This window comes from Burkholderia sp. JP2-270 (assembly GCF_003233675.1).
Lineage (GTDB): Bacteria > Pseudomonadota > Gammaproteobacteria > Burkholderiales > Burkholderiaceae > Burkholderia > Burkholderia pyrrocinia_C.
On record NZ_CP029826.1, the window covers coordinates 857068 to 880447 of the forward strand.

The 23380-nt window shown below is 64.4% G+C and carries 20 protein-coding genes and 2 pseudogenes; 16 read left to right on the plus strand and 6 right to left on the minus strand.

Going from position 1 to position 23380, the window contains the following annotated elements; all coding sequences use genetic code 11:
- Positions 1-6 precede the first annotated feature (6 nt).
- The 3 genes from dctA to DM992_RS36645 all read right to left on the minus strand — a co-directional run bounded on the left by dctA (position 7) and on the right by DM992_RS36645 (position 3932).
- Complete coding sequence (gene dctA, locus DM992_RS36635) at positions 7-1329, minus strand: C4-dicarboxylate transporter DctA (RefSeq protein WP_111021628.1); 1323 nt, start codon at positions 1327-1329, stop codon at positions 7-9.
- Positions 1330-1372: 43 nt separating this feature from the next.
- Positions 1373-2296 carry a LysR family transcriptional regulator gene (locus tag DM992_RS36640; RefSeq protein ID WP_111021059.1) on the minus strand — a complete coding sequence of 308 codons (924 nt, stop codon included), beginning with the start codon at positions 2294-2296 and terminating at the stop codon, positions 1373-1375.
- Positions 2297-2540: 244 nt separating this feature from the next.
- Positions 2541-3932, minus strand: coding sequence for a PLP-dependent aminotransferase family protein (locus DM992_RS36645; RefSeq protein WP_111021060.1), 1392 nt, complete (start codon positions 3930-3932; stop codon positions 2541-2543).
- A 383-nt stretch (positions 3933-4315) separates the two neighbouring features.
- Between DM992_RS36645 and DM992_RS36655 the strand changes: the two genes are divergently transcribed.
- From DM992_RS36655 to scpA, 10 genes are read left to right on the plus strand one after another with little or no spacing between them, the layout of a single operon-like run.
- Entirely contained in the window at positions 4316-4798 is a 483-nt protein-coding gene (locus DM992_RS36655; RefSeq protein ID WP_006405208.1) for an MSMEG_0572/Sll0783 family nitrogen starvation response protein, read from the plus strand.
- A gap of 19 nt (positions 4799-4817) precedes the next feature.
- The gene (locus tag DM992_RS36660) at positions 4818-5840 is read left to right on the plus strand and encodes a Nit6803 family nitrilase (protein ID WP_111021630.1); all 1023 of its coding nucleotides are present in this window, start codon (positions 4818-4820) and stop codon (positions 5838-5840) included.
- Entirely contained in the window at positions 5833-6903 is a 1071-nt protein-coding gene (locus tag DM992_RS36665; protein WP_111021629.1) for an MSMEG_0568 family radical SAM protein, read from the plus strand. The genes DM992_RS36660 and DM992_RS36665 overlap by 8 nt, the downstream gene beginning before the upstream one ends.
- Before the next feature lie 2 nt (positions 6904-6905).
- Complete coding sequence (locus DM992_RS36670; RefSeq protein WP_111021062.1) at positions 6906-7466, plus strand: MSMEG_0567/Sll0786 family nitrogen starvation N-acetyltransferase; 561 nt, start codon at positions 6906-6908, stop codon at positions 7464-7466.
- Positions 7463-8449 carry a sll0787 family AIR synthase-like protein gene (locus DM992_RS36675; RefSeq protein ID WP_111021063.1) on the plus strand — a complete coding sequence of 329 codons (987 nt, stop codon included), beginning with the start codon at positions 7463-7465 and terminating at the stop codon, positions 8447-8449. The genes DM992_RS36670 and DM992_RS36675 overlap by 4 nt, the downstream gene beginning before the upstream one ends.
- Positions 8446-9630 carry an MSMEG_0565 family glycosyltransferase gene (locus tag DM992_RS36680; protein ID WP_111021064.1) on the plus strand — a complete coding sequence of 395 codons (1185 nt, stop codon included), beginning with the start codon at positions 8446-8448 and terminating at the stop codon, positions 9628-9630. The genes DM992_RS36675 and DM992_RS36680 overlap by 4 nt, the downstream gene beginning before the upstream one ends.
- Before the next feature lie 9 nt (positions 9631-9639).
- Positions 9640-9924 carry an MSMEG_0570 family nitrogen starvation response protein gene (locus DM992_RS36685; RefSeq protein ID WP_111021065.1) on the plus strand — a complete coding sequence of 95 codons (285 nt, stop codon included), beginning with the start codon at positions 9640-9642 and terminating at the stop codon, positions 9922-9924.
- A gap of 56 nt (positions 9925-9980) precedes the next feature.
- Positions 9981-11282: an MSMEG_0569 family flavin-dependent oxidoreductase gene (locus DM992_RS36690; RefSeq protein ID WP_239511476.1), complete on the plus strand. Its 1302-nt coding sequence runs from the start codon at positions 9981-9983 to the stop codon at positions 11280-11282.
- Positions 11283-11286: 4 nt separating this feature from the next.
- Entirely contained in the window at positions 11287-12120 is an 834-nt protein-coding gene (locus DM992_RS36695) for a Pnap_2097 family protein (protein WP_111021066.1), read from the plus strand.
- Positions 12117-14357: a methylmalonyl-CoA mutase gene (scpA, locus tag DM992_RS36700; protein ID WP_239511477.1), complete on the plus strand. Its 2241-nt coding sequence runs from the start codon at positions 12117-12119 to the stop codon at positions 14355-14357. The genes DM992_RS36695 and scpA overlap by 4 nt, the downstream gene beginning before the upstream one ends.
- Here the strand turns inward: scpA and DM992_RS42495 are convergent.
- The 3 genes and pseudogenes from DM992_RS42495 to DM992_RS36710 all read right to left on the minus strand — a co-directional run.
- Positions 14258-14887, minus strand: a pseudogene (locus DM992_RS42495) (acetate--CoA ligase family protein); the annotation flags it as partial. The gene scpA and the pseudogene DM992_RS42495 overlap by 100 nt on opposite strands.
- 48 nt (positions 14888-14935) lie before the next feature.
- A pseudogene (locus DM992_RS43455) lies at positions 14936-15175 on the minus strand (ABC transporter substrate-binding protein); the annotation flags it as partial.
- Positions 15176-15351: 176 nt separating this feature from the next.
- Positions 15352-17820 carry an AsmA family protein gene (locus DM992_RS36710; RefSeq protein WP_111021068.1) on the minus strand — a complete coding sequence of 823 codons (2469 nt, stop codon included), beginning with the start codon at positions 17818-17820 and terminating at the stop codon, positions 15352-15354.
- A gap of 408 nt (positions 17821-18228) precedes the next feature.
- On the opposite strand from DM992_RS36710, the gene DM992_RS36720 reads away from it, so the two are divergent.
- The 6 genes from DM992_RS36720 to DM992_RS36745 all read left to right on the plus strand — a co-directional run bounded on the left by DM992_RS36720 (position 18229) and on the right by DM992_RS36745 (position 23346).
- Entirely contained in the window at positions 18229-18789 is a 561-nt protein-coding gene (locus DM992_RS36720; RefSeq protein WP_111021070.1) for a hypothetical protein, read from the plus strand.
- A 359-nt stretch (positions 18790-19148) separates the two neighbouring features.
- On the plus strand, positions 19149-19346 hold the full coding sequence (locus DM992_RS36725) for a hypothetical protein (RefSeq protein WP_162631855.1): 198 nt from the start codon (positions 19149-19151) through the stop codon (positions 19344-19346).
- Positions 19347-19382: 36 nt separating this feature from the next.
- On the plus strand, positions 19383-19565 hold the full coding sequence (locus tag DM992_RS36730; RefSeq protein WP_111021632.1) for a hypothetical protein: 183 nt from the start codon (positions 19383-19385) through the stop codon (positions 19563-19565).
- Positions 19566-20135: 570 nt separating this feature from the next.
- On the plus strand, positions 20136-21035 hold the full coding sequence (locus tag DM992_RS36735) for a LysR substrate-binding domain-containing protein (RefSeq protein WP_111021072.1): 900 nt from the start codon (positions 20136-20138) through the stop codon (positions 21033-21035).
- Between the two features lie 163 nt (positions 21036-21198).
- Positions 21199-21948, plus strand: coding sequence for an SDR family NAD(P)-dependent oxidoreductase (locus DM992_RS36740; protein ID WP_111021073.1), 750 nt, complete (start codon positions 21199-21201; stop codon positions 21946-21948).
- A gap of 72 nt (positions 21949-22020) precedes the next feature.
- Positions 22021-23346 (plus strand): MFS transporter, encoded by a 1326-nt coding sequence (locus DM992_RS36745; protein ID WP_111021074.1) that lies wholly within the window; start codon positions 22021-22023, stop codon positions 23344-23346.
- Positions 23347-23380: the final 34 nt, after the last annotated feature.

Sequence of the window (23380 nt, forward strand, 5' to 3'; positions counted from 1 at the left end):
CGTGCGTCAGACCGCCTTCCCGTCGCGCCCGGCGTTGTCCGCAGCATCGTCGGCGCAGTTCAGGTTCGCCGGCTCGGCCGCGGTCAGCATCTGTGCGAGACGCACACGATCGCACGCGCCTTCCCACAACGAAACGAAGATCACCGCGCACGCATTGCTGATCACGCTCGTCAGCGCGCGTGCCTCCGACATGAAGCGATCGATGCCGACCAAAAGCGCCACCCCGGCGACGGGCAGGTTCGGCATGACGGCGAGCGTAGCGACAAGCGCAACCAGTCCGCTACCGGAAACGCCTGCGGCGCCCTTGGACGTAAGCAGCATGATGGCGAGCATCATCGCGATCTGCGACGCGGAAAGGGGCACGTCGCACGCCTGCGCGATGAACAATGCCGCGAGCGTCAGATAGATCGCGGTGCCGTCCAGGTTGAACGAGTAGCCGGCCGGCAGCACGAGCCCGACGATGCCCTTGTCGCAACCCAACGACTCCAGCTTGACGATCAGCCGCGGCAACACCGGCTCCGTGGACGAGGTCGCGAGGACGATGAGCAATTCCTCGCGCAGGTAGCGCAGCAGCCGCCACAACGCGAAACCGTGCAATCGTGCGAGCGGCGCAAGCACCAGCGCGACGAACAGCACGCAGGCCACGTAGAACGACACCATCAGCTTCGCGAGCGAGCCGACCGAGCCGATGCCGAAGCGGCCCACCGTGAAGGCCATCGCGCCGAATGCGCCGAGCGGGGCGAGCCGCATGATCATCGCGAGCACGCGAAAGACGATCTGCGCGACGCCGTCGATCAGCACCAGCACGGGCCGACCGGCCTGCGGATTCGCATTCAACGAAAAACCGAACAGCAGCGACAGCAGTAGCACCGGCAGCACCTCGCCCTTCTGGAACGCGCCGAGTATCGTGTCAGGGATCACGCTCAGCGCGAACTCGACGAGCCCGTGCGGTTGCGCATGCCGGGAATATTGCGCAAGGATGGTCGAATCGAGATGGTGCAGGTCGACGTGCATGCCGGCGCCGGGCCGCAGCACGAACGCGGTGACGAGCCCGAATGCGAGCGCGGCAGCGGTCAGCAGATAGAAAAGCGCCAGCGCACGGACGATCGTGCGCCCGATGGCATTTCTGTTCGCCATCGACGTGATGCCGGAAACGATCGTGCAAAACACAATCGGCGCGATCATCATCCGCACGAGGCCGACGAATGCATCGCTGAGCGGCTTAAGCATTGCGCCTGCCGACGGCCAGAAGTGGCCGACGGTTACGCCGAGCACCATCGCCATCAGCACCTGCACGTAGAGTGAATGAAGCGATCTTGCCGGCCTCACGATGCGGTCTTCCTCGATGTCCTGGTTGTGTTCTTTATCTTGGTCACTTCGACGCATCGCTGCTTGCGGCGCCATCGCGCTTCGCATCGACGATCGCCCGGCGAAACTCCTCCGCGGCCGGCGTGAGCGGGCGGCCGCGCCGCTTCACGATGCCCACCCGGCGCTTGACGACCGGTTCGATGAGCGGCACGCTCGTGAGCACGGGATGGTCATGTCCGGGCATCGCCATCGACGGTACCGCGGCGACGCCGAGCCCGGCTTCGATCAACCCGAGCATGGTCGTCACGTGGCGTGTCTCGCACACGCTCGGCGCACGCGGCGCAACGGTCGTCAGGGCCTGGTCGAGCAACAGACGGTTGCCGGAGGTCTTGTCCACCGACACATATTCATACTCGTAAAGCTCGTTCCAGGTCACGCGCTTCTTGCGCGCGAGCGGATGGTCGCGCCGGCACGCGGCAACAAACCGTTCCTGCAGCAGCAGTTTGAACTCGACCTCGGGCTCCTGGCTGCCCATGAAACTCACGCCGAAGTCGGCCTCCCCGCTGATAACGGCGCTCAGCACCTCGTTCGCGCTCGCATCCAGCAGCTTGACCCTGATACGCGGAAAGCGGCGATGATAGCTCGCGATCACGTTCGGCAGAAAGTAGTAGGCCACCGACGGCACGCATGCAATGGTCACATGGCCAAGGCGGCTCGATGATACATCGCGGATGCCAAGCAGTGCGACGTCGAGATCGTCCAGCAGTTGTTCGGCACTCTGCGCGAACACACGGCCGACGATGGTTAGTGTGACGCTGCGCGTGGTGCGCTCAAAGAGACGCACGCCCAGCGCTGCCTCGAGTTTGTCGATCCGACGACTTAAAGCAGGCTGGGAAATGCTGACGGCTTCGGCTGCTTTTCGGAAACTTCCCGTTTCCACCACCGCGCGAAACGCCTGCAAGTCAGTCAAGTCGAAGTTGATCCCCACAGGGTAAACCTCCGCATTTCAGATACGGAGTATTTTGCACGATTCTGCCTATGCTACCGTGCTGCGACGGCGCGTGTCCGCGCAACCGTGGGCCCATACCGCTGGAGTGAAGGTCGAGGGGCCGGTTTTGCACTGCGGATTCAACCTGTCGATGCAACACGCTTGACGCTGCATGGCAGCGAGGAGTGTTGCAGTGAAACAAATGCCGATTCGAGTTCGAATGCCATCGAATCCGGATCGGCTGCTACATCGCCGCGCTGTAAAGATGATGTGCGTCGGTCAGTGCATCCGCAACGAGCTGCAAGCCATCCCGGCACTGCTCCCGGTCCTGCGGCCCGCCAAGGCAGATGCGGATCGCGGCGGGCGGGTTACCGTCCGTCGAGAATGCAGAGCTTGCCACGGCAGCGACGCTGCGACTCCGCAAATGCTGGGCCAGATCGGATGCACCCCACGAGCTCTCGCGCGGAATCGGCAACCAGAGATGGAAACCGTCGGGATGCGTATCGAAAGGCCAGGCGCCGAGAACCCGGCAGGCGATCGCCTGCCGGGCATGGGCCTCCGATCGGATTGCTGTCAGCATATCGTTCGCCGTTCCATCGTTGATCCATTCGGTGGATAGCAGCATGGTGAACGGACTCGGCATCACCGTGGTGGCGCGCAGCGCACCGGCGATACGCTGCGCCTCGCGCGCCGTCGGTGCCAGCAGGTAGGCGATACGCAGTCCGGCACCGAGGTTCTTGGACATGCCCGTCACGTAGTAAGTCAGTTCAGGTGCCAGCAACGCCAGTGGGGGCGGTGCGCTTTGCGGCAGCATCGCATAGGCGTCGTCCTCGATGATGGGCACGTTGTAGCGCATCGCGACATCGGCGAGCGCTTCGCGGCGTCTGAACGGTATCGTGACGGTGCTTGGGTTCTGAAGGGTCGGGTTGCAGTAGAGCGCGGCAGGTTGTCCGGCTCTGCAGAGTGATTCGAATGCATGCGGCAACGGCCCGTCGTCATCCCGGGGAAGCGGCTGCAACTGCACACCCAATTGCGACGCGATAGCCTTGATGCCTGGGTAAGCGAGAGAGTCAACGCAGATCGAATCGCCGCGGCGCGCAAGTCGAGAGACGAGCGCGACGAGGGCGCTGTGGATGCCCGGGCAGACCAGCACGGCATCGCCGCTGCAGCCGGGAAGGCGATTGGCCAGCCACGTGCGGCCGGCGGCGCGATCTGCCGGTGTGCCCCCGAAGTCCTGATATCGCAACAACTGATAAGGGTCGGCCGCTTTGAACAATGCGGCCGCCGATTCCTGTAGTCGCCTGGCCATCTCGGGCGGCTCCGGCGGCATGTTCATGGACATCTCGACGCTGCTTCCACCCGACAGCGGGACCGTCCGGGTCGGACCGCGCACAAACGTACCGCTTCCTGCCCGTGTATCGAGCAAGCCGCGTCTGCGGGCTTCCGCGTAGGCGCGGGCCACCGTCGTGTAATTCAGGTTCAGCGCGCTCGCGAGATCGCGCAGCCCGGGCAGGCGGTCGCGCGGTTTCAGCCGGCCCGCCGCCAGATCTTCCTCGACGAGATCGGGGATCAGCAGATACGCCGGTTTCCTGCTTTCCAATAGTCGCTTCGACCAATGGTCGATTGCGTAATCCATATCTGTTTTCCATTTGAGGATTCATCAAAACGTTAGCACGGCGCATTAATCGAAAAATATATATATCGCCACTTTGAAGTCGGATGATTGCATTGATCGCATCGTGTATCGGATTGATGCATCGATGCACGCTCGATGCGCACGAGCCCGCTCCTGCTGCATCAGTCAGGTGCGCGCTCTGGCCCGGTCCGGCCGGTTCAGGCCGGATCCGGATTCGGTCAGGCAAGGATCGGGCCGACGGCAGCGGCATTTATCGACTGAATGATTGGAGAGTGATCGCATCAGGTCTGCGCCTGGTTGGCATATGCGTTGCGTTAATGAGTTCGCCCGGATTCGAAAGCGTTCGGGAACATCACTCAACTCATTTTCAAACGGAGCGTGTCATGCCCGCAGTGAATCAGCCTCTGCACAAGAAAGGAGATTTCCTCGTCGACTACGAGGAAAAAGTATTCGAAGACGTCAAGGCAGAACCGGGCGAGAAGGCGCTCGTGACGTTCCACACGGTTGCGTTCGAGGGATCGATCGGCTTCGTGAACCTCCTGCAAGCGACGCGCCTGCAACGCAAAGGGTTCGAGACGTCGGTGCTGCTCTATGGCCCCGGCGTGACGCTTGGCCTGCAACGCGGGTTTCCGACGCTCGGTGATGAGGCGTTTCCCGGTCACCTGAACTTCAACAAGCAACTCGTCAAGTTCATGGAAGAGGGCGGGAAAGTCTACGCGTGCCGTTTTGCGCTGCAAGCACTTTACGGGCACGGCGAAGCGTCGCTGATCGAGGGCATTCGACCGATCAATCCGCTCGACGTGCTGGATATCCAGCTGCTTCACCGCAAGGAGAACGCGCTGGTCATCCACACCTGGACCGTTTGAGCGGATGACGGGTGCCATCATGTCCGACAAACGCATCGTCCGGGCGGCAGCCGTCCAGATCGCCCCCGATCTGGAACGCGCCGGCGGTACGCTCGACAAGGTCTGCGCGGCGATCGACGAGGCCGCCGGCAAAGGTGTTCAGCTGATCGTCTTCCCCGAAACATTCGTGCCGTACTACCCGTACTTCTCGTTTGTGCGGGCGCCGGTCGCATCCGGCGCCGATCACATGCGGCTCTACGAGCAGGCCGTGGCGGTGCCGGGCCCCGTGACGCATGCGGTTGCCGAGCGTGCGCGCCTGCACGGGATGGTGGTCGTGCTCGGCGTGAACGAGCGCGACCACGGCAGCCTGTACAACACGCAGCTGATCTTCGACGTCGACGGACGCCTCGCGGTGAAGCGCCGCAAGATCACGCCGACGTTTCACGAGCGGATGATCTGGGGACAGGGAGACGCGACCGGACTCAAGGTTGCGCAGACCGGTGTCGGGCGGGTCGGTGCGCTCGCGTGCTGGGAGCACTACAACCCGCTCGCCCGTTACGCGCTGATGACGCAGCACGAGGAAATTCATTGCAGCCAGTTCCCCGGTTCGCTGGTCGGCCCGATCTTCGCGGAACAGATCGAAGTCACGATCCGCCACCACGCGCTGGAGTCCGGGTGCTTTGTCGTCAATGCGACCGGCTGGTTGACGGACGCGCAGATCGAGTCGGTCACGAGCGATCCGGCGCTGCAAAAGGCGCTGCGGGGCGGGTGCAATACCGCGATCGTGTCCCCGGAGGGCCAGCATCTGGCCGAGCCGTTGCGATCGGGTGAAGGGATGGTGATCGCCGATCTGGACATGTCGCTGATCACCAAGCGCAAGCGAATGATGGATTCGGTCGGCCACTATGCGCGGCCGGAACTGCTGAGTCTTGCCATCAACGATCGGCCGGCGACAACGGTGACTCCGATGGGAATCAGCGGGTCGGCCGCACGCGACTTCGAAGGAAATTGCCATGAGCGCGAACGCGAAACCGTCGGTGCAGAGCCGGCAATTGATGACTGAATTGCAGTCGGTCGGGCTGCGCCTCGCGGATCCAAGGGTGGGCGCCGCGAGCCGTCGCGGCGGCGCCGGGCCGTCCGATCACAAGGCCGTGACGGTCGACGGCGTGACCATCATGGTGCCCGTGCACACGAGCACCGCGTGGGATTCGCCGTTCGTCGCGGCGGAGCCTGATGCGGCGGGCGTCAGCCTGCTCTCGCGCGGCACCATCCCGATCGCGAGCATCAGCTTTCCGTCGAGCCCGCGCTTCTACGCGTTGCAGACCCTGGAGGGCGTGCCGTACTCGCACATCGCGACGCTGCATGGTGCCGATGTGCTTGCGACCACGGTGTTGCAGACCTGCATTCGCTACGAGAGCCGGCGCAAGACCTGCCAGTTCTGCTCGATCGGCCAGTCGCTTGCGGCCGGCCGGACGATCGCCCGCAAGACGCCTGAACAACTCGCCGAGGTTGCGCGCGCGGCGGTCCTGCTCGACGGTGTCAAGCACATGGTGTTGACGACCGGCACACCGTCGACGCCGGATCGCGGTGCGCGCGTGCTGTGCGAAAGCGCATTCGCGATCAGGGCGGCCGTCGATCTCCCGATCCAGGTGCAATGCGAACCGCCCGACGACGACGGCTGGTTCGACCGGATGAAGGCAAGCGGGATCGATACGCTGGGCATGCATCTGGAAGCCGTGACGCCGGCCGTGCGCGAACGGATCATGCCGGGCAAGGCTAGCGTCCCGCTGTCCCGGTATATGGCGGCATTCCGCGCAGCCGTCGGCGTGTTCGGCCGCGGACAGGTCAGCACCTATATTCTCGCCGGGCTCGGCGACAGCGCGGCTGCGATTCTCGACATGTCGCGCGAACTGATCGGGTTGGGCGTGTATCCGTTTGTCGTGCCGTTCGTTCCGATCAGCGGCACGCCGCTGGAGAGTCATCCTGCACCGTCGCCGGACTTCATGCGGGCGGTGCTCGAGCCGCTCGGTGCGATGCTGCGCGACGCCGGAATGCGCTCTGCCGATATCAAGGCAGGCTGCGGAAAATGCGGCGCCTGCTCGTCGCTGTCGACCTACGAGGTGTGACCATGTACTGCGCAGAGATGGGCCTGGCCGACAGCAGCAGTACGTACCGGCCTTCGGAATACCGGATCAAATGGGCGGAGCTTCCGTGGGAAATCGACGAGGCGTACAAGCTGCGCCGGGCCGTATTCTGCGTCGAGCAGGGGATCTTCGTCGGCGACGATCGCGACGATATCGATCGTCACGCGCAACTGCTGGTCGCGGTCAGTTGCTGCGCAGGGCTGTCGGAGCAGGTGGTCGGCACGGTGCGGATTCATGAAACCGTGCCAGGAACCTGGATGGGTTCGCGGCTGGCGGTGCATCCGGCGTTTCGCCGTCAGGGCCGGATCGGCTCGATGCTGATCGCGCTGGCCGTCAGCAGCGCGCATGCCGAAGGTTGCCGTACATTCGTCGCGCACGTGCAATCGCAGAACGTGCCGTTGTTTCGTCGGCTTCACTGGGATGCGCTCGGCGAGGAAACGTTGTTTGGCCGCCCCCACCAACTGATGCAGGCGCAGCTTGCGCACTATCCGCCGTGCGGCACGCCTTACGCGGGTTTCGTCCTGCGCTCGGAGGGCCGGCAATGAGTGTCGGTGATCGTGTCGCAAGACTTCGCAAGAGTCGCGGCTTCCAGCACAAGCGCGATATTTCCGGCGTGGTCGCATCGCTGGCGGCGGCTTTGCCGAACGGCGAACGGGATCTCGCGCAGGCGGTTGCACTCGGCGACGACTGCGCGGCGATCGCGGACGCGGACGGCTACCTGTTGTTTGCGATCGAGGGCATGGTCGGCGATTTCGTCGAGTCGATGCCGTGGTTCGCCGGATATAGCGGCGTGATGGCTAACGTCAGCGACATCTACGCGATGGGCGGGCGGCCGATCGCCGTCGTCGACGCGCTGTGGAGCAATGGGATCGACGCAGCGCAGCCGGTGCTCACCGGGATGGCCGCGGCTGCGTCTACGTATGGCGTGCCGATCGTCGGCGGCCACAGCAACACGCGCAGTGCGCAGGGGCAACTGGCGGTATCGATCCTGGGCCGGGCGCGCGTTCTGTTATCGAGCTTCGGCGCGCGGCCGGGCGATCGCCTGATGATGGCGGTCGACCTGCGTGGCGCATTCGAGGATCCGTATCCGTTCTGGAATGCGTCAGTCGGTGCGCCGCCGGCCCGACTGCGCGGCGATCTCGAGATTCTGCCGGCACTGTCTGAAGACGGGCTGTGCGATGCCGCGAAGGATATCTCGATGGCGGGCGTGCTCGGTACGGCGCTGATGCTCGCCGAATGCTCGCGCGTCGGTGCGCGAATCGAACTCGACGCGATCCCGCGTCCTCCAGGCGTCGACTTCGATCGCTGGTTGACGGCCTTTCCGAGCTACGGGTTCTTGATGGCGGCCCGGCCGACGCATGTCGACACGATCCTGGAGCGCTTCGCGGCGCGCGGGCTCGCGTGCGCCGTGATTGGCGATATCGACTCGACTCGCGAGGTTGTCGTCGAAGAGGCGGGCGAAACGGCGGTGCTGTGGGACTTCCGGATCGAATCATTCATTACCGGCGTCAGCGGAGGCGCCCGATGAGTCGCGACGCGTTGCGCATAGCGCTTCTTACCCATTCGGTCAATCCGCGTGGCGGTGTCGTGCACGCACTTGAACTGGCCAGTGCGCTGCACTTGGCGGGAAGCGACGTCACCGTATTTGCGCCGGCCGTGCCGGGCGAGGCGATGTTCCGCGATGTCCCGTGCCGCGTCGTGCTGGCACGCGTCAACGGCAATCCGCGCAGCGTCGCGGAAATGGTATCGGGCCGGATTGCTGCGGTCGCGAACACGTTGCTGCGGCACGACGTCGGCCGGTTCGACATCCTGCATGCACAGGACAGCATCACGGGAAACGCGCTGGCCGATCTGAAGCAGGCAGGTGCGATAGACGGATTCGTGCGAACCGTGCATCACCTCGACGTATTCGACGACCCGCAGCTCGAGTGCTGGCAGGAACGAGCGTGGCGACAGGCGGACCAGGTGCTGTGCGTGAGCGCTGCCTGGGTGGCCACGATGCGCGAGAAGTTCGGAGTCGACGCAGGCGTGGTGCCCAACGGCGTCGACGTCGCCTGGTTCGCTCGGGCGGACCGTGGGGACATGCAGGCGGTGCGGCAGCGGTTCGGCCTGGGCGGCGGGCCGGTTGTCCTGGCGGTCGGCGGGATCGAGGAGCGAAAAAACTCGATCGCGTTGCTCGAGGCGTTCGCACGGCTGCGCAGCACGATGCCCAATGCACGTCTCGCGATCGGGGGCGGTGCGAGCCTGCTGGACCACGACGCGTACGCGCGCCGCTTCGTCGCGCGCGCCGCCGCGCTCGGGCTGGGGATCGGCGTCGGCGAACCCGTCGTGACGACGGGGCCGCTCGACGACGCGACACTGGTCGCGCTGATGCACTGTGCCGATGTGGTGTCGATGGTGTCGATCCGCGAGGGATTCGGTCTGGTCGTGCTCGAGGGGCTAGCCTGCGGAAAGCCCGTCGTCGTGTCCGAAATCGAACCCTTTACCGAGTATCTGGACGAGCACGCGTGTGTCTGGGCCGATCCCGTCGACGTGGATTCGATCGCCGACGCGCTGCGCGATGCGCTCTCGGGACGGCGCTCTCCCGATTTCGCGCATGCCGTCCCCGCACTGCTGGGCCGCTTCACGTGGGAAGCGAGTGCGCGCAAGCATCTGGATATCTACCGGGACAGGCTAGTGCAGTGCGCGCAAGCAATGTCCATCGAATGAGGAGGAATCATGCCGGTCATGCATTTTCGGGTTCGTTGGCCCGACCAGTCGGAAACCAATTGCTATTCACCTTCGACCGTCGTGTCGGAATTCTTCGCGCCGGACACGCAATACGCGCTTGACGATTTCGTCGAGCGGGCCCGCCGCGCGCTGGGTATCGCGTCCGATCGCGTACGCGAAAAATTCGGGTTCGCTTGCTCGGCCGCGATGGACGAGCTGGCACGGATCGAAGCGCACGCGGAACGATTTGCGCAGCAGGCAGACGCGACCGTGACCGTCATCGAGCTCGTTTGAGGCGCACGATGCGCAGGATTCAACTGTCGTCTTTAACACACATTCAGGACTGCATCATGTCAAGCGAACCCATTGTTTCATCCAGAATTCCGGAGATCGGATCCCATCTCGGCGTAGCCGTCATCGGCGGCGGGCAGGCCGGATTGTCGATCAGCTACTACCTGAAGCAGGCAGGCATCGATCATCTCGTATTCGAAAAGGAGACCGTGACGCACACGTGGCGCAAGCAGCGCTGGGACGCGTTTTGTCTCGTGACACCGAACTGGCAGTGTGCGCTGCCGGGCTATCCGTATCGCGGTGCCGATCCGCACGGCTTCATGACGAAGGACGAGATCGTCGAATATCTGGACGGATTCATCAGGAGCGTCGATGCCCCGGTGGTCGAACATACCGGCGTCGAGCGCGTGACGCGTGACGCGGACGGACGCTATCGCATCGTGACGTCGCGTGGCTCGTACACGGCCGATCAGGTTGTCGTTGCGTCGGGTGGCTACCATCGGCCGATCGTGCCGCGGATGGCGGAGCGGATTCCGGCAACGCTGATGCAGATCCAGTCGTCGGAATACCGGAATCCGGCCGCATTGCCGGACGGGCCGGTGCTCGTGGTCGGATCGGGGCAGTCGGGTGCGCAGATTGCCGAAGATCTCCATCTGGCCGGGCGGAAGGTGTACCTGGCGGTTGGCGATGCACCTCGCTGTGCCCGTTTCTATCGCGGCAGGGACGTCGTCGACTGGCTCGCCGACATGCAGTATTACGACATGCCGGTCGATGCGCATCCGCTGCGCGAAGGCGTTCGCGACAATACCAACCACTACGTGACCGGCCGCGATGGCGGACGCGATATCGATCTGCGTCGCTTTGCCGCCGAAGGGATGGAGCTGTACGGCCGGCTGGAGGATTTTGCCGACGGGCAGTTGCGATTCTCCGCGGATCTGTCGGCGCGGCTCGACAGCGCCGACGATACGTACAACCGGATCAATGCCGGCATCGATGCCCATATCGAAAAGAACGGGATCACGGCGCCGCCTGCGACGCGCTATGAACCCGTATGGCGTCCGTCCGGCGAGCGTACGACGCTCGATCTTGCGGCCAGCGGCATCGCGTCGGTCATCTGGTGCATCGGCTTCACCCCCGATTTCGGCTGGCTCGACGCGCCGGTATTCAACGGCCGCGGCTATCCTGCGCACCAGCGTGGCGTGACGCCGGTTCCGGGGCTCTACTTCGTCGGGCTGCCCTGGCTATACACGTGGGGTTCGGGGCGATTTTCCGGGGTTGCGCGCGATGCTGCCCATATTGTCGACCAGATCGAGGCCGAGAGGACGGCCGCACGACGCTCGGCCGAATGCCTTGCTGCCTGACGCGATGCATAGCGCCATTCATCGCTATCGGGCCGGCATGCCGCAACTCGCGCACACGGGGATCGCGGAGAACTGGCTGCTCAAGGAGTGCGGGCAGCGTCACTGGGACGCGCTGGCCGCGCATAGCGGCCGCGACGTCCCCGAGTTCTTCGACGATGAGGGGCGGCGTGCCTATGCATCGTTCGTTGCGGTACGTGTCGACATGAACCGCCGTCACGGGATTCGCGAGAACGACACATTCACGCTTCATGTCGCGCTTCACAGGGTCGGCCCGATTCGCCATTTCAGCGAACAGCGGGTCCGGCGAGGCGACGACGAAGTCGGTATCGTGCGGATGATGTCGGCGTTCGTCACGCGCGAACACGCCGGCAGCAACCGCTCGGTGGCGAAGGCGCGAATGAGTGGCGTCGATGGTGGCACCGGTCCGGTGCCGGCCGATGCGCTGTCGATGGCGGAACACGCGAAGCGGTTACGGGTGCGGGATACATCGATCGTGCCGGCGCTTGCCGGCCTCGCGGAGAGTGGTGGTGCTAGCGTCTCGTTTCTGCCTTGCCCGAACATGGATTTCAACGGCGCAGACCTGCTTTACTTCGCCAGCTTTCAGGCGTTTGTCGACCGCGCGGAATGGCAGCATCACCGCTTCGAGAACGCGCCGGTGCTGGCGGCGCGTCAACTGTACTTTCACGGCAATCTCGACATCGGCGATTCGTTGACCGTGCGTTTTGCGCGCACACGGGCCGATGCCGGTGGGCTGCTGCACTGGAGCGAAATCGTGCGCGGCAGCGACGGGACCAAGATTGCCGATGTGATCACGCAAAAGCGCTGGAGACGGACATGAAAGAAGCTGCATTCATGGAGCCGCGCAACGACGTGGAGAGCGTCGCGCTGAACGGTCGAGGCGCGCGCACGGTGCCGCTCGGAAAACTCTACACGCAGAGCGATCTCGAAGGCATCGCCCATCTAGGCGGCATGCCCGGAGCGTGGCCCTATGTGCGCGGGCCGTACGCGTCGATGTATACCGATCGCCCATGGACGATCCGGCAATACACGGGGCACGCGGATGCAGCGGATTCCAATCTCGCGTTTCGCACGGCGCTCGAGCAGGGCGCGCAGGGGCTGTCGGTGGCATTCGACCTGGCGACGCAGCGAGGCTACGATTCGGATTGCGCCGATGCGCGGGCCGATGTCGGCCTTGCCGGCGTCGCGATCGATACGATCGAGGACATGGTGCGACTGTTCGATGGCATTTCGCTCGATCGTACGACCGTGTCGATGACGATGAATGGCGCGGTCTTGCCGATCATGGCGGCGTTCGTCGTGGCCGCCGAGGAGCAGGGCGTGCCGCCCGCCCGGATCGGCGGGACGATTCAGAACGACATCCTGAAGGAGTACATGGTTCGCAATACATGTATCTTCGGGCCGGAACCGTCGATGCGGATCGCCGCCGACGTCGCGTTGTGGCTGGCGCGGCATGCGCCTCGTTTCAATGTGCTGTCGGTATCGGGATATCACTTCCAGGAGGCAGGCGCCGACGCCGTGCTTGAACTCGCGTTGACGCTGTCGAACGCGCGCGCGTATATCGACATGCTGGTCTCACGGGGCATGCCTCCAGATGAAGCCTGCTCCCGTCTGAGCTTCTTCTTCGGCGTCGGCAGCGATTTCTATACGGAAATTGCCAAGTTGCGCGCGGCTCGTCTGCTGTGGGCGGAGATCGCGCACGCGTGCGGTGCGCGGTCGCCCCGGGCGTGTGCGCTCCGCATGCATTGCCAGACATCGGGCTGGTCGTTGACGGCACAGGAGCCGGAAAACAACATCGTTCGCGTGACGGCGCAGGCGATGGCCGCGGTGTTCGGCGGCACGCAATCGCTGCATACGAATGCGTATGACGAAGCGCTTGCGTTGCCTTCCGCGGCGGCGGCGCGCCTCGCACGCAACACGCAGCTGATTCTTCAGCATGAAACGGGACTGTGCGACACGGTCGATCCGTGGGCCGGTTCTTACATGATGGAGTCTTTGACGGACGGCATCGCGACACGCGTGCGCGCCGAACTGGCAGCCATCGATGCGCAGGGCGGAGTGATCGCAGCGATCGAGTCCGGCTGGGTAAAGCGGCGATTGCTGTGTACCGCGGCTGCGACGCAGGCGCAGGTCGATTCCGGGCGCCGGATCGTGGTCGGCGTGAACCGCTTCGTCGCGGACGAGTCGACGGGCGACTGCATGGTGCGCGAGATAGACGGCCGTCATGTTCGCGCCGTGCAGGCGCGGCGAATCGCAACCGTCAAGGCAGCGCGCGATCCGGCGCGGGTCGCGATGGCGTTGCAGCGGCTGGCCGACGCGGCGCGCGACGGTGACGGCAACCTGCTGGCACTGGCGATCGACTGCATGCGGGCACGTGCGACCGTCGGCGAATGTACCCGCGCGCTGGAATCGGTATGGCCGCGGCATGTCGCGGCGGTGGAAGCGGGCGGCGAGGGCTCCTACGGTGAACAGCGGCGAGGCGACGCTGCATGGCGGTCGGCGAAGGGCTGCGTCGACCGGCTGGCCGAACGCGTGGGACGCAGGCCGCGCATCGTGATCGCCAAGCTCGGCCAGGACGGACACGATCGCGGTGCGGTCGTCGTCGCAGCCGCGCTCGAGGACGCCGGATTCGACGTCGTCCGCCTGCCGCTTTTTCAGCAACCCGCATCGGTGGCGGCGGCCGTGCGGGCGCACGGTGCCGATGTCGTGGGGATTTCGTCGTTGTCGGGGGCTCACGTCGAACTCGTCGAGGGGCTGCTCGACGAACTGGCGTTACATGGTGCCGCGATTCCCGTGGTGTTGGGCGGAATCTTTCCCGCTGCGGACGCGCAACACCTGAAGACGAAGGGTGTCGCGGCGACTTTCGGGCCCGGCGTACCGGTCGACGCGATCGCCGAAGCGCTGTGCGCATGTATCGAGCGGGCTCGGTGTGCACTCGCGGCGGCTACCCCGCGGCAAGCAAGCACGGCGACGCCGTCGGCCGCACGTACACCCCGGCCGGAGTCGAGCACGAACAGCGGATTGATCTCGGCTTCGACGAGCCGCTCGCCGAGTTGAAGCACCATCCGCGAGAACGCCACGAGCGCGGCAGCGAGCGCGTCGACATCCGCTCTCGGACGGCCGCGATAGCCGTCGAGCAGCGGCCACGTGCGAAGCTCGCGAATCATCTCGCACGCGTCCCGATGCGACAACAGTGCGTCGGTCGGCAGCATGCGCAGCACCGTATCGTTCAGAATCTCCGCGGTCACGCCGCCCATGCCCGGCAGGATCGCCGTGCCGAGCTGGTCGCGATGCAGGCCGACGATCATCTCGACACCGCTCGAGACCATTTCCTGCACGAGGAATGTGTCAGGCGCGAAGCCGGTCGCGGCCTCGACGTCGCAGCGCATGCGCGTGAGCCGCGCGCCGATCTCGTCTGCCGCCAGGCCGACCGCCACGCCGCCGATATCGCTCTTGTGCGTGATGCGGTTCGACAGCAGTTTGAGCACGACGCGACTGTCTAGATCGCGCGCAGGCTGCTCGGCGTCGGCGGAAGTCCGGACGACGCGCTCGCGCGCGGGCGTGATGCCGAAGCGGTCGAACAGCGCCGTGAGGCCAGCCGGCGCCAGATACGGATCGCGGATGACCCACGCGCCGACTTTGCCGCCCACGAACGCTGCGCGTGCATCGGCCGGAGACACGAACGCGGGCTTGATGTCCGCATCGCTCAGCCCGACCTTGTCGAGCGCGGCGACGATCATGTAGTTCGAACTCGACCCGCGCGCGAATGCGACCGTGCGCCCTTTCAGGCCGGCGACCGTCTTTACCGGTAAGCCATCGAGCACGATGACCGCTTCGTTGTGCGCACCGGCTGGCTCAGCGGCGAGGTAGACGATCCGGCTGCCTGCCGCCTGCTAGAAGATCGTCTCCGCGAACTCCCGATTGCAACCGCAGGCAGGCACGCCGCTCGCGGATCGGTCGTGGTACGGCTCGACCGGGCCCTTACGCTCGCATGCCGGCATTGCTCGACGCAGCGGGCCGACGTCCCCGTCCGAACCCGAATACTGCGGCCTTACCGGCCAGGAGAGGCGGTTCGGCCCGCGCGCGTCGCTTGCTCGGGTTCGACAGCCGCCGGCGCGTGAGCCCGTGAAGCCGGCGGCGGCGCATTCATATACGCCGGTGCAGCCTTTTTCTCCTTTCGTACTCCCGGTGGCGGCGCGGTCGGGCGCTGCTCCATGTCGGCCAGCATCTGCTTGCACGGCAGCGGCTGATTGCGGCCCGGCTGGAGCAATGCGAGCAAACTCGCGAGCGGATTCAGCAGGCCAAGCGCCACCGCCGCCCCGCCGCGCGCGATGAGCGCCCCCGGCTTCACGCCCACGTGAGGCTGCTTGAAGGTGCCGGTGACGTACAGCGGCGAGCGCAGCGATACCACCCGGAACCCCTTGGTATGCGGATGGATCGTCAGGTTCATGGTCTCATCCCGCAGGTTCACGTTACCGTTCATGCCGATCACCGCATCTTCGGTGTCGAGCGCGAATACGCGCGAGTCGAGCACGCCATTGGTGACCACGAAATCGGCCGCCGCGCAGTTGATCTTCACGTCGCGATCGCCGAACAGTTTTTCATACACCACGTTCGCGACGTTCAACCCGGCCGCTTCCATCAGCACCAGGCTCACGGTGCCGTCCGTGACCAGCGTCTTCACTTCTCCGTTGGAGGTTGCGGCGAGCGCCGCCGGCGAGTTGCCGGTGGCCGACAGCGCGGCATCGCCGTTCACTTCGCCGAGCGCCGTCTGCATGACCGTGAACGTCGGGAATAGCCGCTTCAGCTTCAGGTGCCGCGCCTGCAGCGTGAACCGCCCCTTGAGCGGCGTGCCACTGCCGTCCAGGTGGATGTTCGACGCCAGCGTGCCGCCCGCGACGCCGAAGTTCAGCGGGTTGAGCGTCAGCACGCCGTCCTGCATGACGACGTGGGTCTTCAGATCGGTGATCGGCAAGCTCGGGGACTTGATGATGCGCTGCCCGGTGAACCGGACGTCGGCGTCGATCTTCTTCCAGCGCTCCGTGCGGAACGCCTCGACCGGCAGTGCCTTGTTCGCGGGCTGCGCGACCGCCGCGCCGCGGCGCGCCTTGCTGGCATTCGTGTCGGCGCCGATGAGCGGCGCAAGGTCGGCGAACCGCAGCACCTTCGACACCAGCGTGCCCGACAGGAGCGGCCTCGGTTCGCGCGAAACGTACACCAGCGTGCCGGTGAGATCGCTGCCGCCGACACGCCCCGTGAAGTCCTCGTACTTGAAGACATTGCCGGACGCGCGGAATTGCCCGATCAGCCGTCCGTCGGTCGCATAGGGCGGGGTCTCGGGCAGCGTGATGCCGGTGACGTCGTACAGGTGCGCCATGCTGGTGCCCGCGAGCCACAGTCGCAGGTCGACCGCCGCCAGGTGTGCCGGATCGGTCAGCGTGCCGACGAGCGCCAGCTTCGTATCGCCGAAACGCAAACTGGCCTGGACCGGAAACGGGCGCTGAACGCCTTGCAGCCCCAGCACGTTTCCGATCTTGCCGTTGCCGGTGACGTGCCCTTTCTTGTAGGTTCCGTCGACGGTCCATCCGATCGTGTAATCGCCCGCGCTTACGGACACCGCGGGCGCGGCGCCTGCCGACGCGCCGGACGCCGCCGGGGCCGTCGCGTGCGAAGCTGCTGTCGCAGACGCACTCGACGCAGCCGATGCTGCCGGAGCGATCGCGGTAGTGGATATCGCGGCCGACGCTTGCGACGCCGCGGCGACCGCTTGCGACGCCGCTGCCGATGCGCGGGATGCCGCTTCGATACCCGACACGGGCGCCGGGGATCGTGCCGCACCTTGGTGTACCTGTGCCGCGAGTTTCTTTTGGCCCTCCGGGCCGACGGCCTGCGCCGATTCGCTGCGCGCCAGCGCCGCCTGCTGCCTCAACGCGTCGCCGAACGCAATCGGCTTGCCGAGCGTGTCGATCACACCGCTCAGGTCGAACTGTTTCTGTTGGTCGTAGTAGCGGAGCTTGCCGGTGGCGAACGCGATGTCGTGCAGGTCGAGCGTCCACTTGCCCGGATGATCGGCATTCTTGAGCTGGAACGTCCAGTTGACGCGCCCGTCCGCGAGGCGTTCGAGGTCGACGGACGGATTGACGAGGTCGATGGCCGGAATCACGATGCGGTGCGCGAGCAGCGGCAGCGCCTCGACTTCGAAGCTGATCGCGTCGAGCGTGGCGAAGTGCTTCGCGCGCGCCCAGTCCGGGTTGGCGATCGTGACATCGCGGGCGCTGAATCGCGGCCACGGCACCCAGGCGCGCCAGCCATGCTCGCTCTCGGGCCGGTGCCATCCGACACGCAGGTCGCCGTTGATGGCGAACTGCCGGCCGATCGCGTCCGATACCTTGTCGTCGACCCAAGGGCGCGCGCGGTTCCAGTCGAACGTCGCGATGAAGACGAACAGCGCGGCAATCGTCAGGGCAACGACAATGGCGAGCCACGCGGCCACCTTGCCGACGGTATGGCCGTTGCGCATCTTTCACCCCCGGGGTTGGGCTTCACCGAAACGATGGCGCAATTCGTGTTCCCGAATGCGCTTCGACCCGCCAGCCGATCTGTTTCAGCGTTGCAACCGGGCAGGCGAATCGGAAAATGGGCGAGCCCAATGGGATCGGGAAGGTGGACCGCCTGTGTCGACCCGGATGTTTCAGACAAGGGCGAGCGACGTGCTCAGGCGCTTGAGCCGTGCGAAACGTATCAACGCTGAAACATTTTCATCCGCTCACGACGACTTTCCGTGTATTCCGGCGGTTCGTATCGCCATGCGAATCGAATGCATCGCGATGGCATATCGCTTGCTACTGAGATTGCGCCCGCCGACGAGTGAGCCGGGAAGTAGCGTCCCGCTGCCGATCGTCTTCATGAGGATCAAGAGGAAATCGTAATGAGCATACTCGCGACTTACACGTTCGCATTGCAGCACGGCAGCCATGTAACGTTCGTCATTCCTCAGAACGGCTGCCCCTCCGGCGCGGCCCAGTTTTTCCTTGCAGCGCATCTGTCCGATGGTGCCGGGTCGCTCGCCGACAGATTCCATCGAGCGAACAGGGCTGCCGAGCTGACTTCACCCGACGCGCATGAGAATTTGTCCTATCGCTACCTGGTCGATCTAGGCGGGCATGTCCTCGCGTTTCGGCGCGACTCGGAGGGGAACGAGTGGGAGCGGTTTTTCTCCGGACACTACGCGGAATTCATCAATGGGCACGCGCCGCTGAAGGCGCTCGGCGACGGCGTGTTGAAGCACATCAAGTCCTGCACCGGCGGAAATGACGAATGGGTGACGCGCGGGCAGCTTGTCAGGCGTCATGCCGCAGCCGTGGAGACATTATCGTTGCAACGCGAACGATTTCCGGAGCGGGCGGATGTCATTTCAAGCTATCAAGGCGATGTCGATGCGCTGGCCGTTTCTCTCCGGAGATACAGCGAATGTGAGGATTTTGAATGAATTAGGAAGAATGTTTCTAGAAAAACAGCGACCTGCATTATTTGACAGCTTCAAAAAATGACCGATTGGATTGATTATATGAAATATGGGTGGATTTATATATTCACACCATTTGTCATGCTTGCTTGATTTATATCAACGATAACGTTTCCGAATCAGGGCATCCCCCTACGAGGCGGACGACCGGAAATGGATGCGAGCGCGTTAGAATGTGCGCACTAAATCTCGCATTGAATCGTCGCAGGAAATGGTGGGGCCGTTACCAACTCTCGAGCACCTCGTTGCGTTGAAAGCGGGAGGCATGCGTTCGCGCATGTATACACAATCCAATTGTCCGATACGAACATTCCATGCAGGCCATGCTAAGTCCGCACGAAATTACTACTTTAATGATCGTTTGGGATGCGCCAGATCAGATCGAACTGGATCGCGACGAACTCGTCACGCTCATCGCGCATCGCCTGATCGCCCTTGAGCAGCCGGCATCGGGTTGTCGGCGTGTCCAGGTTACCGCAGAGGGCCGCGCTGTCCTGAAAGCGGTCTCGCGAATTCGTTGAGTGATCCGGAGTGGGCCGAAAATGACGGAGGCTGCTATGAGCGGAGCATGGGTCGGGTTCATGGTCGGTGCGTTGGTGCTGGCGTTTGCGGCAATTGCCGCAATGAACCGCTATCGCCGCGAGCACCGTCGCGCGGAATTGCTTAGAAATCTGGACCACCATGAATGGTGGCACTGGATTCATACCTCCACTGCGGGTTCGCGAACCGCGAAAAGATGAACCACGCACATCGCAGGCCAGGCATCCGGCAGCAGGTCGCGCGCGACACGTTGCAATAACGCGTCGCGCGTGGCCGTCTCAACCAGGTACTTCTCCGCTCACCATAACTGTCTCTACGGGGTGCGAGCGGGCGGGCGCGGCTTGCTGGTCTCCATCGTGATGTTCGATACTTCGGAGAGGGCGAAGGTATATCGCTATGGTATGTAGCAGGGGGGCCCTTTGATACCTGCGCAATTTCCCGGTTAGATCTACCCCAGCTCGGCGGTGCCCCAGGTTTCCCCGAGATTCCCTTCCGAAAGCGACGTTCCACCAGACGGTCGGCCTCTTCGCGGCCACCACGTCAGGGCATGCGAGTCCACCGTGCTCCATATTTGCGTGAGCGTTTTGATCTCGTCATGCGAAGCGGCGTGGAAGCGCGTTTCGTCGGCAAGGAGGGGGCGGCAGGAGCCCGGATTGACCGGCGCTCTAGAATTGATGCCTGTGCTGAATCGCCTTTGCTCGGACAAACCGTTCGACGTTCATGTCGACGCCGGCCAGTCGGGCGAGTAGACCTCCTCAACGGATTCCAACATGCGCATCCCACCACTAAAGGCAATCATCGCGTTCGAAAGCGTGGCCCGGACCAAGAGCGTGAATCGCGCAGCGGACGAGCTCGGCCTGACCGCGTCCGCCGTGAGCCACCAGCTCAGCAACCTCGAATCGCTGATCGGTCAGCCGTTGTTCCAGCGATCGGGGCGTGGACTCGTCCTCACGCCGACCGGCGAGCGCTACCTGGCGGACGTCACCGGCTCGCTGGCCGACCTGAGCCGCGCAACCGAGCGCGCGTCGAGCCGCACCGAAGTCGATATCCTGCGCGTGCATTCGAGCCCGAGCTTCGGGTTGATGTGGCTGCTGCCACGGCTGTCGTCGTTTCAGGAGGCGAACGGCGATATCCAGCTGAACCTCGCGTGTTCTTACGAAAACGTGTCGTTCTCGAACGGCTTCTACGATATCGATGTCCGGCACGGCTACGGCAACTGGGACAACCTCGAGGTCAGGACGGTGCGCGGCGAGTTCATTGCACCGCTCGCTTCGCCGCAATATCTAGAACGGCATCCGGTGAAGGCGCCGGAAGAACTGCTCGCGCATCGGCTGATCTATTCCGAAACGCCGTTGGTCCAGTGGAAGCAGTGGTTCGGTCGAGCCGGCGTATCGCTCGCGGCTCAGAAGACCTTCGATTTTTCATTCGACCGGTCATACATGTCGCTCGAAACCGCCGCGCTGGGCCTGGGCATCGCGCTCGAAAGCCTGATGCTCGCGTCGGTGAAGATCCGCGAAGGGCTGCTGGTTCCGGTGTTCGACGACACTCATGCGGTCGAAGTCGGCGCGCATCACCTCGTTTACCCGCGGCAGAACGCGGAACTGCCTCGCGTGAAGCGCTTCCTTGCGTGGATCGAGCGGGAGGTCGCGGCTTACGGGCGGCCCGGCTGAGCGCCACGCCCTCCGGTCCGCACGCGATATTGCGTTGCAGCACCCGCGGCGCGCCGTGCGGCGTCATCTGAAATTTTCTCAACTATGGCTGAGCGTTTCCGCGTTGATGCGGGTGTCCGGTGAGCCGACACTCTGGACACACATCAACAACTGGAGACGACCGATGTTGCTCGACAACAAGACCATCATCGTGACAGGTGCCGCATCGCCGCGCGGTATCGGCAAGGCCACGGCCCGCACGCTGGCTGCACACGGCGCACGGGTTGTGATTCTCGACCTTCGCCGCGAAGACGCCGAGGCGGCCGCCGCCGAACTCGGGACGGACCACCTCGGCCTGGCATGCGACGTGACCGACCGCGACGCGTGCGTGGCCGCGGCCCGCGCGACGCTGGAGCGTTATGGTCGCATCGACGGCCTCGTGAACAACGCCGGCGTCACGCAGCCCGTGCGCACGATGGACATTTCCGGGCGCGACTTCGACACGATCGTCGACGTGAACCTGCGCGGCACGCTGTACATGTCGCAAGCGGTGCTGCCGGCGATGAAGGAGCAGCGCGGCGGCAGCATCGTGTGCATGTCGTCGGTGTCCGCGCAACGCGGCGGCGGCATCTTCGGCGGCCCGCACTACAGCGCCGCGAAGGCCGGCGTGCTCGGCCTCGCGAAGGCGATGGCGCGCGAATTCGGCGCCGACCATATCCGCATCAATTCGATCACGCCGGGCCTGATCCAGACCGACATCACCGGCGACAAGCTGACGCCCGACATGCGCGAGGAGATCATCAAGGGCATTCCGCTCGGCCGCCTCGGCGATGCCGCCGATGTTGCCAACGCATGCCTGTTCCTGCTGAGCGACCTGTCGAGCTACCTGACGGGCATCACGCTCGACGTCAATGGCGGGATGCTGATCCACTGAAACGGTGCCGCGAACGCGCGGCGCCGCCCATCATGCACCCGGGACAACCCGGGGCCATGGCAGGAGACAAAGATGAGAGCAAAGTACCCCGCACCGCCGGTTCCGGGCGAGATGCTGCAACGGGACGATGCGCAGACGTTTGAAGCGGCCACCTACGCGAAGGTGGCGCGACGGCTGATCCCGTTCCTGATGTTGTGCTACCTGGGCGCCTATCTCGACCGCGTCAACGTCGGATTCGCGAAACTGCAGATGCTCAACGACCTGCGTTTCAGCGAGACGGTGTATGGCATGGGTGCAGGGATTTTCTTTCTCGGCTACTTTCTGTTCGAAGTGCCGAGCAACCTGATCCTGCATCGCGTCGGCGCGCGCCGCTGGCTCGCCCGCATCATGCTGACGTGGGCAGTCATTTCGGCGAGCTTCGTGTTCGTCAAGTCACCCGTCGCGTTCTATGTGCTGCGGTTTCTGCTCGGCGTCGCCGAAGCGGGCTTTGCACCGGGCGTGATCCTGTACCTCACGTACTGGTTCCCGTCGGCGCGCCGCGCGAAGGCGCTGTCGCTGTTCTTCATGGCGATTCCGCTGGCCGGGATCATCGGCGGGCCGCTGTCGGGCGCGATCATGCATTCGCTGCACGGCGCGATGTCGATGGCGGGCTGGAAGTGGTTGTTCCTGCTCGAGGCGCTGCCTTCGTTCGTGCTGGGCTTTGCGATCCTGATGTATCTCGACGACGGCATTGCCGGCGCGAAATGGCTGACCGATGCCGAAAAAGCCTTGCTGGCGCGCAACGTATCGGCCGACGCCGAGCACACGACTTCCCACCTTTCGATTCGCACGTTCGTCGCCGACCGCCGCCTGTGGCTGATGGCCGCGATCTACTTCTGCGTCGTGCTCGGTCAGTACGGCCTCACGTTCTGGCTGCCCACGATCATTCGCAAGGCCGGAGTCGCCGATCCGCTGTGGGTGGGCCTGTTCACCGCGATCCCGTATGCGTGCGCCATCATCGCGCTGCCGCTGATCGGCATGAGCGCGGATCGCCGCCGCGAGCGCCGCTTCCATCTCGCGGTGCCGATGCTGATCGCGGCGGCGGGCTTCGCGACTTTGCCGACGCTCGGCAGCGTCAGCGCGTCGATCGTGTGCCTGAGCATTGCGTCCGCCGGCATTCTCGCGTCGTCGTCGCAGTTCTGGTCGCTGCCCACGGCCCTGCTGGGCGGAATGTCGGCGGCGGCGGGCATCGCCGCGGTCAACTGCTTTGCCAATCTCGCGGGCTTCTTCTCGCCGGCGATCGTCGGCTGGCTGAACGACCTGACCGGCAAGTCCACTGCGGGACTGCTCTTCATCTCCGTCGCGATCACGATCGGCGCTCTGCTGGTGTTCCTGGTGCCCCGATCCGTCAACCGCTGATTCGATTTGCATTCCTTCCGACTCAATACTGGAG